This window comes from Rhizobium sp. ERR 942, from assembly GCF_007828395.1.
GTDB classification, from domain to species: Bacteria; Pseudomonadota; Alphaproteobacteria; order Rhizobiales; family Rhizobiaceae; genus Rhizobium; species Rhizobium dioscoreae.
Genome location: NZ_VIUA01000006.1, coordinates 47994 through 61186, shown reverse-complemented (window position 1 = coordinate 61186; position 13193 = coordinate 47994). Strand labels below are relative to the sequence as shown.

General features: G+C 58.7%; 15 protein-coding genes and 1 pseudogene. 9 read left to right on the top strand and 7 right to left on the bottom strand.

The window, feature by feature from the left end; all coding sequences use genetic code 11:
* The first annotated feature begins 115 nt into the window (after positions 1-115).
* Positions 116-508, top strand: a complete 393-nt coding sequence (locus FBZ97_RS23570) for a nuclear transport factor 2 family protein (protein WP_145322191.1) — start codon at positions 116-118, stop codon at positions 506-508.
* 142 nt (positions 509-650) lie between these two features.
* Positions 651-956, top strand: a complete 306-nt coding sequence (locus FBZ97_RS23565; protein WP_246661834.1) for a hypothetical protein — start codon at positions 651-653, stop codon at positions 954-956.
* Positions 957-995: 39 nt separating this feature from the next.
* On the opposite strand, the gene FBZ97_RS23560 is transcribed toward FBZ97_RS23565, so the two are convergent.
* On the bottom strand, positions 996-2579 hold the full coding sequence (locus tag FBZ97_RS23560) for a peptide chain release factor 3 (RefSeq protein WP_113329936.1): 1584 nt from the start codon (positions 2577-2579) through the stop codon (positions 996-998).
* A gap of 91 nt (positions 2580-2670) precedes the next feature.
* Here FBZ97_RS23560 and dut point away from each other — a divergent pair, with 91 nt between their 5' ends.
* Positions 2671-3141 carry a dUTP diphosphatase gene (gene dut / locus FBZ97_RS23555; RefSeq protein WP_145322189.1) on the top strand — a complete coding sequence of 157 codons (471 nt, stop codon included), beginning with the start codon at positions 2671-2673 and terminating at the stop codon, positions 3139-3141.
* The gene (locus FBZ97_RS23550; protein WP_145322187.1) at positions 3141-4034 is read left to right on the top strand and encodes a GNAT family N-acetyltransferase; all 894 of its coding nucleotides are present in this window, start codon (positions 3141-3143) and stop codon (positions 4032-4034) included. Before dut ends, FBZ97_RS23550 begins: the two co-directional genes overlap by 1 nt.
* Positions 4035-4111: 77 nt before the next feature.
* Here FBZ97_RS23550 and FBZ97_RS23545 read toward each other — a convergent pair whose 3' ends face one another.
* Positions 4112-4576 carry an Lrp/AsnC family transcriptional regulator gene (locus FBZ97_RS23545; RefSeq protein ID WP_113351363.1) on the bottom strand — a complete coding sequence of 155 codons (465 nt, stop codon included), beginning with the start codon at positions 4574-4576 and terminating at the stop codon, positions 4112-4114.
* A gap of 108 nt (positions 4577-4684) precedes the next feature.
* Between FBZ97_RS23545 and FBZ97_RS23540 the strand changes: the two genes are divergently transcribed.
* Together FBZ97_RS23540 and FBZ97_RS23535 are read left to right on the top strand one after the other, a co-directional pair.
* Complete coding sequence (locus FBZ97_RS23540; protein ID WP_145322185.1) at positions 4685-5599, top strand: DMT family transporter; 915 nt, start codon at positions 4685-4687, stop codon at positions 5597-5599.
* Positions 5596-5898, top strand: a complete 303-nt coding sequence (locus tag FBZ97_RS23535; protein WP_113329931.1) for an NIPSNAP family protein — start codon at positions 5596-5598, stop codon at positions 5896-5898. Before FBZ97_RS23540 ends, FBZ97_RS23535 begins: the two co-directional genes overlap by 4 nt.
* Positions 5899-5900: 2 nt before the next feature.
* Here the strand turns inward: FBZ97_RS23535 and FBZ97_RS23530 are convergent, their stop codons facing one another.
* Genes FBZ97_RS23530 through FBZ97_RS23520 form a run of 3 tightly spaced genes read right to left on the bottom strand, consistent with a single transcriptional unit; the run spans position 5901 to position 7739 of the window.
* Complete coding sequence (locus FBZ97_RS23530) at positions 5901-6488, bottom strand: hypothetical protein (protein ID WP_246661833.1); 588 nt, start codon at positions 6486-6488, stop codon at positions 5901-5903.
* A gap of 38 nt (positions 6489-6526) precedes the next feature.
* Positions 6527-7159 (bottom strand): LysE family translocator, encoded by a 633-nt coding sequence (locus FBZ97_RS23525; RefSeq protein ID WP_113329929.1) that lies wholly within the window; start codon positions 7157-7159, stop codon positions 6527-6529.
* A 22-nt stretch (positions 7160-7181) separates the two neighbouring features.
* Positions 7182-7739: a cysteine hydrolase family protein gene (locus FBZ97_RS23520; protein WP_145322182.1), complete on the bottom strand. Its 558-nt coding sequence runs from the start codon at positions 7737-7739 to the stop codon at positions 7182-7184.
* A gap of 129 nt (positions 7740-7868) precedes the next feature.
* Between FBZ97_RS23520 and FBZ97_RS23515 the strand changes: the two genes are divergently transcribed.
* Both FBZ97_RS23515 and cysK read left to right on the top strand, forming a co-directional pair.
* On the top strand, positions 7869-8486 hold the full coding sequence (locus tag FBZ97_RS23515; RefSeq protein WP_145322180.1) for a LysE family translocator: 618 nt from the start codon (positions 7869-7871) through the stop codon (positions 8484-8486).
* Between the two features lie 136 nt (positions 8487-8622).
* Positions 8623-9591, top strand: coding sequence for a cysteine synthase A (cysK, locus tag FBZ97_RS23510; RefSeq protein ID WP_145322177.1), 969 nt, complete (start codon positions 8623-8625; stop codon positions 9589-9591).
* A 103-nt stretch (positions 9592-9694) separates the two neighbouring features.
* Here the strand turns inward: cysK and FBZ97_RS23505 are convergent.
* A pseudogene (locus FBZ97_RS23505) lies at positions 9695-10597 on the bottom strand (ATP-binding protein); the annotation flags it as partial.
* Here FBZ97_RS23505 and FBZ97_RS23500 point away from each other — a divergent pair.
* Positions 10598-12280, top strand: coding sequence for a recombinase family protein (locus FBZ97_RS23500; protein WP_246661845.1), 1683 nt, complete (start codon positions 10598-10600; stop codon positions 12278-12280). It abuts the pseudogene before it with no gap.
* Here the strand turns inward: FBZ97_RS23500 and FBZ97_RS23495 are convergent.
* Positions 12240-12512, bottom strand: a complete 273-nt coding sequence (locus FBZ97_RS23495) for a hypothetical protein (RefSeq protein WP_145322173.1) — start codon at positions 12510-12512, stop codon at positions 12240-12242. The genes FBZ97_RS23500 and FBZ97_RS23495 overlap by 41 nt on opposite strands.
* Positions 12513-13193 lie beyond the last annotated feature (681 nt).

Below are 13193 nucleotides of genomic sequence, written 5' to 3'. Positions count from 1 at the left end.
ATCTAACGACCATCTTCTTGCAGGAAGAGCTTTTCAGCCCTTCAACGAAAGAAAGCCTTCCGGGATGACGTCAATGGCCACGACATCATTCCAAAGGCAGGCTTAGGAGAATTCCATGACGACCATGTCATTCACCAAGACGGAAGCCCCGCAATGGCTGCTCGCCTTCTGGCGCGAAATCGACGACAAGACCTTCGGCGAAGGCTTTGATTGTCTCGCGGAAGACGCCACATGCAATCTCGGCATTGCCGACTGGAAGGGACGCGAAACCATTCGCCGGAACTTGCGCGCTTTCATCGACACCGGTTTCACGGCATCGCATGATGTCACCGAATATTGGGACGCCGGATCGCTCAAGGTGTTCCGAGGAACCGTCACAATGAGCCCGAATGATCGCACGCAGGCGGTGGTCAAGCCGGTCATGACGCACTTCTTTTACATGGATGAGGCAGATCCGACGAAAGTGCGCCACTGGTACGGTTCGGTCGGACCTGTTGCCTTCTCATAAGAACTGAGGCTGGCGGGGATGCCGAATACAGCCCCGCCATACCAAACGGACGAAGCGAGGCTTTGCAGGATGAGTTCGTTCCCCGCAGAACTGAGATTGCCAAACGAGTTGGGACCGCAGCTACGTGCATGGCGCGACACGCGTGGCAAGAGCCAGCTCGAGCTTTCGCTCGACACCGGCATTACGGACGAAGGAGCTGATCGACAGTCTGCTCGCCTACCCCGATGTGAATTCCGAATGGCAGACATCGCCGGCGCTCGAGAATGCGCCGCTGATCCCTTTATCCTTCGTGAAGGACAGGCATGTCCTGAGATTTTTCTCTTTGGTGACGACGGTCGGCACCGCGCAGATGATCACGACGCAGGAGCTGCGGGTCGAATGCATGTTTCCGCTGGATGAGGCCACCGAGGCGCGCTACGCGGAGCTGATGAGTACAATAGCGCCGTGAGCCACAGGCTCGTCGCCTGCGGCTGCAACGTCTTCGATATCAAGCCGCCTTGACGGCGTGATATTCCTTGATCGCGGCCATCTTGATGGCCGGATAACGTTCCGCTTCATAGCGCAGCGAGAAGCCGTCCTGGGCGAGGAAGACCGGATCGCCATCGAGATCGCGGGCGATGTCGCCGCGACGGGCGGTGACGAACTTTTCGAGATCGGCGGACTGGTCGGCCGAGATCCAGCGGCAGACCGAAAAGCGCGACATTTCGAACGACACCGGCAGGCCGTATTCGGCCATCAGGCGCTCCTTCAGCACATCGAGCTGCAAGGCGCCGACGACGCCGACAATGGCGGGCGAGCCATCTTCGGGCGAGAAGAGCTGCACGACGCCTTCTTCGGCCATCTGCTGCAAGGCTTCCTTGAGCTTCTTTGCCTTCATCGCATCTTCAAGACGAACACGGCGCAGGATTTCCGGCGAGAAGTTCGGCACGCCCTGAAAGACCAGGGATTCGCCTTCCGTCAGCGTATCGCCGATGCGCAGCGTTCCGTGGTTCGGAATGCCGACGACATCGCCGGCATAGGCCGTGTCGGCGAGCTGGCGCTGCGAGGCGAAGAAGAATTGCGGCGCAGTGAGGCCCAGCTGCTTACCGGTGCGCGACAGCCGCGCCTTCATGCCACGCTCCAGCTTGCCGGAGCAGATGCGGGCAAAGGCGATGCGGTCGCGGTGGTTCGGGTCCATGTTGGCCTGGATCTTGAAGACGAAGGCCGTCATCTTGTCGTCGGTCGCGTGCACCGTTCTGATGTCGGCGACCTGATCGCGCGGCGGCGGCGCGAATGCACCGAGCGCATTGATGAGATCGCGCACGCCGAAATTGCGCAGCGCCGAGCCGAAGAAGACCGGTGTCATGTGGCCTTCGAGGAAGGAGACCCGGTCGAAGGGACGGCAGGCTTCGATCGCCAGTTCCGTCTCGTCGATAAAGGCCTGGCGCTCGTTTTCCGGCAGCCGGTCGGCGACCGCCTGTGGGCCGTTCACCTTGGTCGCCTCGACCTCGGTATCGGAACCGCGCACCGTATTGTCGGCCAGATGGTAGGAGCCGCAGAAAGTCTTGGAGCGACCGATCGGCCAAGTGACCGGAGCCGTATCCAGCGCCAGCTTCTCTTCGACTTCATCGAGAATTTCGAAGGGATCGCGGCTTTCGCGGTCCATCTTGTTGATGAAGGTGATGATCGGGATGTCGCGCATGCGGCAGACTTCGAACAGCTTCAGCGTTCGCGGCTCGATACCCTTGGCGGCGTCGATGACCATGACCGCGGCGTCGACGGCCGTCAGCGTACGATAGGTGTCGTCGGCGAAGTCTTCGTGACCGGGCGTATCGAGGATGTTGAAGACGTTGCCTTCATACTCGAAGGTCATGACCGAAGTCACGACCGAGATGCCGCGCTCGCGCTCGATCTTCATCCAGTCGGAGCGCGTCTGCATGCGATCCTTCTTCGCCTTGACTTCGCCGGCAAGCTGGATGGCACCGCCGAACAGCAACAGCTTTTCGGTGAGCGTTGTCTTGCCCGCGTCCGGGTGAGCGATAATAGCGAATGTGCGGCGGCGGGAAACCGCCTCGGCGAGACTTTCAGCCATGCGTGTGAATCCTGTGAATTGCGGCCGTATCTAGCGACTCAAAGCCCCAAATGCAATTGACCTCCGGCTTTCAAACGCAAACTATTGCCGCATGACCATTCACACCGACATCACTCCGACCCTGAACCTCGTCCGCCTGCCGCATGGGGAGGGCCTGGAACTACCCGCCTACGAAACCAAGGGCGCGGCCGGTATGGACCTGCGCGCTGCCATCGACGATGGTGCGACGCTGACGATCGCACCGTGGAATCGGGTTCTCGTTCCAACGGGTTTTGTCTTCGAAGTTCCTGAAGGCTTCGAGGCACAGATCCGCCCGCGTTCAGGACTTGCCTTCAAGCATGGGATTACCTGCCTGAACTCGCCCGGCACAGTTGACAGCGACTATCGCGGCGAAGTGAAGGTGCTGCTGGCCAACCTTAGCGAGGAGGCGTTCGAGATCACTCGCGGCATGCGCATCGCGCAGATGGTTATAGCGCCAGTCATGCAGGTGCGTATCGCCGAGATTGCTGAGATCAGCGAAACCACGCGCGGCGCAGGCGGTTTCGGCTCGACCGGCGTGTGATGTCGGAGATTGCCCAGACGCATGGCCTGACCTTACGACAGGACTATTTCGGCGATCAAGCTGCGTGGAAGGGTCTTGCCGACCTGCTTGAAGATACGTTCTCCATCGACGTCGGTATTCAGGATCGATTGGGTGGCCCTGATCCCACAAGCATGCCGTTTGGCTATTTCGATGCCGATCGCCGTTGCATCGCCAATTTCACCGCCTTCTCCATGCCACTGATCGTCAACGGCCGTGCCGTCAGGGCAGCGGGATATCAGTCTGGCGCGGTGCGGCCTGAATGGCGTGGGCGCGGGCTCTATCGCGATCTCATGCAGCGTGCCTTTGCTCGCACCCAGGCGGAGGGCTACGAGCTCGATCTCCTGCTCACCGACAAGCCTGCGCTTTATGCGCGTTACGGCTTTCGCTCTCTACCGCAACATGTCTTCGTCGCGGAGATGCCGAAGCTTGGAAAAGCCGACTCGGCTGCCCGGCAACTGTCGCTCGAAGCGCCTGATGATCTGCGCCTGGTCAAGACGCTGCTGCAAAACCGGCAGCCGGTCTCTGCCCAATTTGCCGTTGTCAGACAGATGGAGATGTTTCTGCTGAATGCCTCCTTCAACACCGCGATCCGCCTGACGGCATTGGGGGATGAAATGGTCATCGCATGGACGTTCGACGGCGCGACTCTCTGGCTTCTCGATGTCGTGGCAACGGCCATCCCCTCTCTGGCGGCCATCCTGTCCGCGCTTGATATCGAACCCGATCGCATCGAGATCTGCTTTTCACCGGATCGGCTGGATTGCCAGGTATCGCTGCAGCCCTACGAGGGTTACACGACGCTAATGGCACGCGGTAAAGCGGCCCATGATATTGCCGGGCCGCTCATGCTTTCGCCCATGGCGGAATTCTAGAGCCGTTAAGCGGCTCTAGCTTGTTGGATTCCGCAATTCCCAACGGAAAACTGCTGCCCACTTTCCCAAGGATTGCTCTAGCGCGAAAGCGGCGGCAGCCGGCGCTTGACCGGTGTCGCCTTTATCATCGATGTGTTCGTCTCGGCCCGCTCGGTGATCTTGTCCAATATCCCATCGAGCTCGCTCATCGACCGCACCACCAGGCGCCCGATGAAACAATCGTCGCCAGTGACCTTGTCGCATTCGATGAACTCCGGCGTCTCCTGAATGATGCGCTCGACGACATGCAGCTGGCCAGGCAGAGGCCGGATGCGGACGATCGCCTGCAGGGGATAGCCGATAGCCTCCGGCGCGATATCGACGGTGAAGGCCGAGATGATGCCGCGCTCCTCCAAGCGCCGCAGACGTTCCCCCGCACTCGGCGACGACAGGCCGGCCGCTTCCGCCAGTTCCTTCAGCGATATGCGGGCATTGCGCGCCAGCGACTCCAGCATCCGCTGATCGATCTCATCCAGACCCAGGCTTGCATTAGGAACACCCATCATTCACCCTCATTTATTTAGGCATCTGAGCTCTATTGCCTTACTAAACCTATATCACCAGCTCCGATACCGCAATATGATTGGGGTAGATAGACGGGAGCAAAGGCAATGAGCGAAATTAAGCGCGGCACGGTGGAAATGACGGCGGCGATGCTGATTTCAGGCACCATCGGCTGGTTCGTGCTGATGTCCGGGCAAGCCGTGACTGGCGTCGTCTTCTGGCGCTGCTTCTTCGGGGCGCTGACACTGCTCGTTATCTGCGGGACCATGGGCCTGCTGCGTCCCGGCATCCTCAATCTGAAGACATTCTCCATCGCCGTCGGTGGCGGGATCGCCATCGTGCTCAACTGGCTGCTGCTTTTCGCGGCCTATTCCCACGCCTCCATTTCCATCGCCACGACCATCTACAACACGCAGCCCTTCATGCTGCTGGGTCTCGGCGCGTTGTTCCTGGGCGAACGGATCACTTTCACCAAGCTCTTCTGGTTAGGCCTCGCCTTTGCCGGCATGGCCGTGATCGTCGAAGGCAAGCCGGCGGGGGCAGCGAGTGGTGGAAGCTATGCGATCGGCATCCTGCTCTCGCTGGGTGCGGCCTTCTTCTATGCGCTGGCGGCGATCGCCGCCAAATGGCTGAAAGGTACGCCGCCACACCTGATCGCGCTCATTCAGGTCTCTACTGGCATCCTCATGTTAGCGCCCTTTACCGATTTCTCGGCCGCCCCCCAGGATGCCGGGGGATGGTCGATCCTCGTCACCATGGGCGTGGTCCATACCGGGTTGATGTATGTGTTGCTCTATGGCGCCATTCAGAAGCTGCCGACGCATCTGACCGGGGCGCTCTCCTTCGTCTATCCAATCGCTGCCATCGTGGTCGATCGCTTCGCCTTCGGCCATGTGCTTGGCCTGGCGCAGATCCTCGGCGCAGTCATCATTCTCGCGGCTGCTGCCGGCATGAATCTGGGATGGACGATCCCCCTGCCCTGGAATAGAAACCACCATGTTTCCAAGGGAGTCGCCGAATGATCACCTGCTATCTTCGCTACGTTATCGATCCCTATAAGCTTGCCCAGTTCGAGCATTACGCCAAGCTCTGGATTCCGCTGGTCAACCGCATGGGCGGCACGCATCACGGCTATTTCATGCCGCATGAAGGCGCCAGCAACATCGCCTTGGCGCTCTTCAGCTTCCCGAGCCTTGCCGCCTATGAGGAATATCGGCTGAAAATACCCGAAGATGCTGAATGCCAGGCCGCCCTTGCCTATGGCGAGGAAACGCGCTGCATCCTCAGCTACGAACGCAGCTTCATGCGACCAGTGTTCTAAGGCTATTTAGCCGGATTCGGACAGAGTTCGGAGCGATCGTCGAGACCTTCCGCCATCTTTTCGAATGTTGCCGCCGATCTCGCCTTGCCTCCGCCGATCCGCAGCACGTAGAGGCTGTCGAAATCCTTGCCATGCCATTTCGGCACCGCTTTTTCATCGCCACCATTCTCGCTCATCAGCTGGCGGGCGAGATCGACGATCTGCTTATGCTCCCAGGTCACGAAGACCAGCTTGCCGGCATATTTCGACTTCTTCAGCTCGGCTTTCAGATCATCGATATCCTTATAGCCGAAGCTGGTATCGACAGGCATTCCAAAGGCGATTGCCGTCGGTTCGATAGTCGCGAGCGGCCGGATGTAATCGTAGGAGGTGCCGGAATCGTCCTTTCGCTTCGACGGATCCGGCGCAAAGATCGCGGCAGGCTTGCCGAAGAGCTTGCTTAGCACCGAGGGCAGAGCCAAAGACCGGTTGAGACCTTGGCAGCTCAGTTGGCCGAGACCTGCTTCCGGCTTTTCGCCATGGCGCATGAAGACGATCGTCTGCACGTCCTTCTCCGCTGCCGAGGTAGGCGACGCGAAGGTTGCTAACATCAGAAGACCGGCGGTGACTGCTGTTGACACAACTCGCATTAGCGCTGAGCCTCAAAAGCCATGCGCACAGCGAGCCCGGCAAGCACAGTGCCCATCAGCCAGCGCTGCACCAGCGCGAAGGACGGACGGCGGGTGAGGAACATCGCGATCCAGCCGGCACTCAGCGCGAAGATAGCATTGAATGTCACGCTGATGATGATCTGTGCAAAGCCGAGAATGATCGACTGGGTGAAGACGCTACCGGCGCTAGGATCGACGAACTGCGGCAGCAGCGACAAATAAAGGATCGCCACTTTCGGATTGAGCAGGCTGGTCACCAGCCCCATCGTGAAGAGCCGGCGCGCGCTATCCTTCGGCAGCTCGCGCACCTGAAAGGCCGAACGGCCACCGGGTTTCAGCGCATTCCAGGCGAGCCATCCAAGATAGGCGGCACCCGCCAGCCTCAGCGCATCATAGGCAAAAGGCACGGCAAAGACGAAAGCGGTAATGCCGAGTGCGGCCGAGAGCATGTAAAAAAGGAAGCCGCAGGCGACACCGCCAAGGGAGATCAGGCCTGCCGCAGGCCCCTGCGAGATGGAGCGCGACACCAGATAGATCATGTTCGGCCCGGGTGTCAGCACCATGCCGAGAGCGATCAGGGCAAAGGTGATCATGCTGGTCAGATGCGGCATGGAGGCTCCGGCAGGAAGGGCTTCAGAAGGAGATTTCGGTGGATGCAACCAGCTTGATTTCATGCGGCCCGGCATCGAAACCGTCAAGCAGCATATTGTGATGGGTGACAATCTCTTCGAAGCTCAGTTTGCCCATATCCGCCGTGGTGTGTCCGTCGGAGATCAGCGAGACATCGAAACCGAGTGAGACGGCGCGCCGCACGGTCGTATCGACGCAGAACTGCGTCATGCAGCCGCCGACGATGAGATGAGTGACGCCACGCGCTCGCAGCTTTGCCTCCAGATCCGTCTCGAAGAAGGAATCACAGCTCGTCTTGTGCACGACGGCATCGCCGGCTTCCGGCGCGATCTCCCGGCGCAACTGCCAGCCTTCGCTGCGTTTGGCCAAACGATGGGTGGGGCCGCCGTCATGCTGGACGATGAAGGTGGGAATGCCGGCGGCACGCGCCTTGTGCTTCAGCGCCGCCAGCCTAGTGACAACCCCCTCCAGTGCGGCATCTATCACGGGCTGACGATCCGGCGTGCCGAGGCCCGTCAGGATGGAGTTCTGAAGATCGATCAGGAGCAATGCGGAAGACATGATATCCTTGTGCAAAGCAGTTGCGACGCGGCGTTAATGCCTTGGTAATATGTTCGCTGCACCAGCGCAATCGCTTGAAAACGCAAAGGTGGTGAGATAGAGCGAATACCATCTCAGGAGGAGAATTCCATGACGCTCGCGGCCTTGTTTGCCTATTGCGGCGCCCTCTTCATCGCCGCTGCGATCCCGGGTCCTGGTATCACGGCAATCGTGGCGCGCGCCCTCGGCTCCGGCTTTCGCGAGACCTTCTTCATGGGCCTCGGCCTTGTGCTCGGCGACACCATCTACCTGACGGCCGTCATCCTCGGGCTTGCCTTTGTCGCGCAGACCTTCACCGAGGTCTTCATCGTCATCAAGATCGCCGGTGCGCTTTATCTCGGCTATATCGCCTGGAAGCTCTGGACAGCGGGCCTGCTTGCGACCGACATCGCCGCGAAGAAATCGAACAGCGCCGGCATGTCCTTCCTCTCCGGCCTGCTTGTCACGCTCGGCAACCCCAAGACCATGCTTTTCTATGTTGCGCTGGTGCCGACCCTGATCGATATCGGCAGCATCGGGCTGCGCGAATATGCGACGCTGGTGACGGCGACTTTCATCGTCCTTCTGATCGTTCTGGTGCCCTATATGCTGCTGGCGTCGCGAGCGCGCACCTTTCTCAGGAAGCCGAGGGCGCTGCAGATCCTGAACCGGGTCGCCGCCAGCATCCTCGCCGCGACCGCTGCCTTCATCGCCATGCGCACCGCCTGAAAAAAACATCCTTAAGTAAGACCGTTATGAGATTCTTTTCTCACGTGCTTCACGCGAGGAACGGCTGCGCACTCTGGTTTCCGCGGGCGTTTGATCCTATTGTCATTGCATAATTCCAATATAGGGAGAGCTACCCATGTCCGACACCCGCAAACCCGGCCGCGGCCGCGTCTATGCCTCGATCACCGAGACCATCGGCGATACGCCGATCGTGCGCCTCGACAAGCTGGCGAAGGAGAAGGGCGTCAAGGCCAACATCCTGGCAAAGCTCGAATTCTTCAATCCAATCGCTTCGGTGAAGGACCGTATCGGCGTCGCTATGATCGAGAGCCTGGAAGCCCAGGGCAAGATCGCTCCCGGCCGGTCCGTGCTGATCGAGCCGACCTCGGGCAACACGGGCATTGCGCTCGCCTTTGCCGCTGCCGCCAAGGGCTATAGGCTGATCCTCACCATGCCGGAAACCATGTCGATCGAGCGTCGCAAGATGCTGGCGCTGCTTGGCGCCGAGCTGGTGCTGACTGAGGGACCGAAGGGTATGAAGGGCGCGATCGCCAAGGCCGAAGAGCTGGCCGCGTCGCTGCCGGATGCGATTATTCCACAGCAGTTCGAAAATCCGGCCAATCCGGAAATCCATCGCAAGACGACGGCCGAAGAAATCTGGAACGACACCGAAGGCAAGGTCGATATCTTCGTTTCCGGTATCGGCACCGGCGGCACGATCACCGGTGTCGGCCAGGTGCTGAAAGCACGCAAGCCCGACATCAAGGTCATCGCGGTCGAGCCGGCGGATTCGCCAGTTCTGTCCGGCGGCAATCCCGGACCCCACAAGATCCAGGGCATCGGCGCCGGCTTCGCGCCAAAAGTTCTCGATACGCATGTCTATGACGAGGTGGTGACCGTCAGCAATGACGAGGCGTTCCAGCAGGCGCGGCTCGTCGCCAAGCTCGAAGGCGTGCCGGTCGGCATCTCCTCCGGCGCGGCGCTCACAGCGGCCATCAAGATCGGCCAGCGTCCCGAAAACGAAGGCAAGACTATCGTCGTCGTCATCCCGTCCTTCGCCGAGCGCTATCTCTCGACGGCGCTCTTCGAGGGTCTTGGCGGCTGACAAAGCCATTCGCCATCTTGATTTGGAAAAAGGGGGTGTTTCGGCACCCCTTTTTTCATTTAGGCCGGCTGGAGACGATCAGATGTTGTAGAGTCCCGCATTGTCAGGCATGCGCGGTCAGCCGCTCTCCGGCGATGCGATAGGAGATGGCTTCGGCGAGATGGATGCGCCCGACGGTCGGCTTGTCGTCGAGATCGGCGAGAGTGCGCGCCACCTTGAGAATGCGATGATAGCCGCGGGCCGAGAATTTCATCTTCTCAGCCGCATCGCGCAGCAATTGCAGGCCGGCGGCATCCGGCTCGGCGATGGTTTCGATCATCGCCGTCGAGCAGCGGGCATTGGTGCTGACATCCTTCATGCCGGCTCGTTCGAAGCGTTCCCGCTGCCGCTCGCGGGCACGTGCCACGCGGAGTGCGACATCGGCGCTGCTTTCCGAGGCTGTCGGCCGGATGAGGTCGGCGGCGGAGACCGCCGGCACGTCGATGCGGATATCGATGCGATCGAGCAAGGGGCCGGAAATGCGGCCCTGATAATCGGAAGCGCAACGCGGTCCTCGGGCGCAGGTATGACCCGGCTCGCCGGCCATGCCGCAGCGGCAGGGGTTCATGGCCGCGACAAGCTGGATGCCGGCCGGATAGGAGACACGGTGGTTTGCTCTGGCAATGACGCACTCGCCGGTTTCCAGTGGCTGGCGCAGCGCATCGAGTGCCTGCAGCGAAAACTCCGGCAGCTCATCGAGGAACAGAATGCCGTGATGGGCGAGTGAGACTTCGCCCGGCCTGGCGCGCAGGCCGCCACCGACGAGCGCCGCCATGGTGGCGGAATGATGCGGTGCGCGATAGGGCCGCCGGTCCGAGAGCTTGCCGCCGGAAAGCTGGCCGGCGATCGAATGGATCATCGACACTTCCAGCAGTTCATTCGTCGACAAGGGCGGCAGGATCGACGGCAGGCGCGAGGCGAGCATGGATTTGCCGGAGCCGGGCGGTCCGACGAACAGCCTGTTATGTTGCTTGTAACCTTTTGTTTTTATGGTGCCGATATGAAGACAGCTTATTCTTACGTCCGCTTTTCAACGCCAGAGCAGGCAAAGGGCGACAGCCTTCGCCGCCAAATCGATAAAGCAAGAGCATTCGCTGCCGCTCATGATCTGGCTCTAGATGAATCTCTCAAAGACGAAGGCATATCAGCTTATCGCGGAAGCAATAAGGAAAAAGGGAGCCTCGGCGCGTTTTTAGCTAAAGTCGAAGCGGGTGAAATTCAAAAAGGTTCGTACCTCATTGTGGAGAGCCTTGATCGCCTATCGCGCGAGCAGGTCCATGTTGCTTTGCGGCTATTTCTGACGCTGATCGAACACGGCATCATCCTTGCTACTTTGTCCGACAACAAAATCTACTCCGACGCATCAATTGCGCAGAGTCCCACGGAACTCATCGTCAGCATCGCATTAATGATGCGATCTCACGACGAGTCAGCAATCAAATCCGACCGCGTCAGCCAAGCGTGGGAGAAAAAGCGGCGACTTGCTGAATCTGACAAAGTTGCAATGACAAAGATATGCCCCGCATGGCTGGCGAAGGTGGGACAACGCTATGTTGCGATTCCGGAGCGGGCGACTGTCGTACAGAGTATTTTCGCGTGGGCGATTGAGGGCCTGGGAACACGTAGCATTGCAAAACGCCTAAACCAAATGGGTGTTCAATCATGGACCAGCAAAAAGGGCAAACGCTCAATCTGGCACGATTCTTACATCAAGAAAATTTTGGAAAATCCGGCGGTTTTCGGGGAGTACACGCCTCGGAGCAAAAGAGCAGGTGGCTCCGATGAAACAGCCTCTGAAACCATCGAGGATTATTTTCCTGCGGTTGTAGATCGTGAGACCTTTTACAAAGCGCGAGCAGTCGTCTCGTCCCGTGCGACCAGCAATGTACGCGCTCCGGCCGGAAAGCATAGGAACGTGCTATCTGGCTTGGTAAAGTGCAGCACCTGTGGCGGTGGGATGCACTACATCGACAAGGGAAAGAAGGGCGGAAGGCCTTTCCTGCGTTGTGGAAAATCCTTGCTGGATGGCGGATGCCTGCACACCGAAAAGTACACTTATGAGGTTTTGCAGAGCCACGCGATCCTGTCGACCAATGGGACAAAGGGACTAAGTGATGACGAGCACGCGACACGTAATTCCAGCCTGAGGGACCAGCTCGCGGATGTTGAAGATCGCATCGAGAAAATAGCTGATGCAATTGAGCGCACAGGCCTGAGCGATATTTTGGAACGACGCGTACAAAAGCTGGAGAAGCAGCGAAAAACTTTGAAATCCGACATAAGTCGAAATCAACTAATGTCGCAAAAAGTATCCTACGCTGCCCGGTACAGACATGGCCGACAGGAAGTTGGAGAATTGGCACGGCGGCTTTTGCAGGAGCCGGACGATATCCAACTTCGCACACAAGCGGCCAACGCTGTTCGTGCCCTATTCACGGAAATCCGTGTGTCACCTGATGGGGTAGAATATATCCGCGTCGGTGGCGGTGGCTTTTCTGAAAAGCCGATGCCAACCACTTCTACCGTGCTTAAAGCTATAGCCCAATGCTTAGGCGAAGAAACCGTACAACCTACTACAGGGCGAAAGATACAGTTGGGAGCACGGTTCTTCACGGATGAAGAGATCGAGGCTGCCGATGATCAGGATTGACCAGCATCCGGTCAAACGCCCGTAAACCATCCCTTTTGATTTCGGCCTTCAACGCCGTTGCCGCACCGGGTAACCGGCTCTTACGGACCAGCCTCTTGTCTGCGCTTCCGGGTGCTTGAATGTAAATCGTCGCCACGTAGCAGAGGATGCCGCCGTGTTGGTCCGTTTGGTAAACCTCAACGACTTCGATATTAACCGTCAGCCCTTTGATTCTCGTGATCGCTTGCCGCATTGAATGCTCCGCTTTCTTATTGAATTTGTTGAGAAAAACATAGCAGAAAACGAGATTCTTGAGAATCCTTTGCCCAATTTTGATGTCGGCTTTGGGATAGCATCCGTTAATCGAATTGATTGGATTTTATCGGTTTGTAGAAGAAGCCGCTTGCCTTGCTTTGGGTGCCAAACCGAGCGGGAGGGCTGTCAAGGGGCCGCCCAGAGCCACGCACAGGCCGCAAGGCCGAGCATGGCGAGGACGGTGCGTAGCGAACCCTTGACTGACCGGAGCGACAAATCCTACCGCAACCGGAGCAGGACAAGGAGGGCAAAGCCCGCAATGCCCTGCTCCGGACTAGCCCCCCGGCAATGAGGGTGGAGGCGGGCAAGGCCGCAGGCCGCGACAGGGGCAAAGCCCCCGCGAGGTACGTCAGCAAAATTTTTTTTAAGGCAGGTTTCGGGACCTGATTTCGAGGAAAATTTTCTGAAAACGGTTGTTTGTCAACGGAATAACAGAAAGCAAAATGCAACTTGCATTTTGCACTTTGCTTTGTTTTCATTGGCTTTTTAATCCGCCTCTTGCGCTATTTTCGCTCTTCACCTACCTTTGTTTGCAGGAAAGCCGATCAGGTTTTTTTGTCACCCCTAGGGGGATTGGAATTAAAGTTCTCGGACTTTTATTCAGCTTGATCGGTCTTTC

Bases quoted from the DNA above. Each gene is read 5' to 3' on its own strand.
- FBZ97_RS23535 (WP_113329931.1), top strand. From the start codon at position 5,596: ATGATCACCTGCTATCTTCGCTACGTTATCGATCCCTATAAGCTTGCC.
- FBZ97_RS23570 (WP_145322191.1), top strand. From the start codon at position 116: ATGACGACCATGTCATTCACCAAGACGGAAGCCCCGCAATGGCTGCTC.
- FBZ97_RS23520 (WP_145322182.1), bottom strand. From the start codon at position 7,739: ATGTCTTCCGCATTGCTCCTGATCGATCTTCAGAACTCCATCCTGACG.
- FBZ97_RS23495 (WP_145322173.1), bottom strand. From the start codon at position 12,512: ATGCGGCAAGCGATCACGAGAATCAAAGGGCTGACGGTTAATATCGAA.
- cysK (WP_145322177.1), top strand. From the start codon at position 8,623: ATGTCCGACACCCGCAAACCCGGCCGCGGCCGCGTCTATGCCTCGATC.
- dut (WP_145322189.1), top strand. From the start codon at position 2,671: ATGACCATTCACACCGACATCACTCCGACCCTGAACCTCGTCCGCCTG.
- FBZ97_RS23530 (WP_246661833.1), bottom strand. From the start codon at position 6,488: ATGTTAGCAACCTTCGCGTCGCCTACCTCGGCAGCGGAGAAGGACGTG.
- FBZ97_RS23545 (WP_113351363.1), bottom strand. From the start codon at position 4,576: ATGGGTGTTCCTAATGCAAGCCTGGGTCTGGATGAGATCGATCAGCGG.
- FBZ97_RS23550 (WP_145322187.1), top strand. From the start codon at position 3,141: ATGTCGGAGATTGCCCAGACGCATGGCCTGACCTTACGACAGGACTAT.
- FBZ97_RS23525 (WP_113329929.1), bottom strand. From the start codon at position 7,159: ATGCCGCATCTGACCAGCATGATCACCTTTGCCCTGATCGCTCTCGGC.
- FBZ97_RS23540 (WP_145322185.1), top strand. From the start codon at position 4,685: ATGAGCGAAATTAAGCGCGGCACGGTGGAAATGACGGCGGCGATGCTG.
- FBZ97_RS23515 (WP_145322180.1), top strand. From the start codon at position 7,869: ATGACGCTCGCGGCCTTGTTTGCCTATTGCGGCGCCCTCTTCATCGCC.
- FBZ97_RS23560 (WP_113329936.1), bottom strand. From the start codon at position 2,579: ATGGCTGAAAGTCTCGCCGAGGCGGTTTCCCGCCGCCGCACATTCGCT.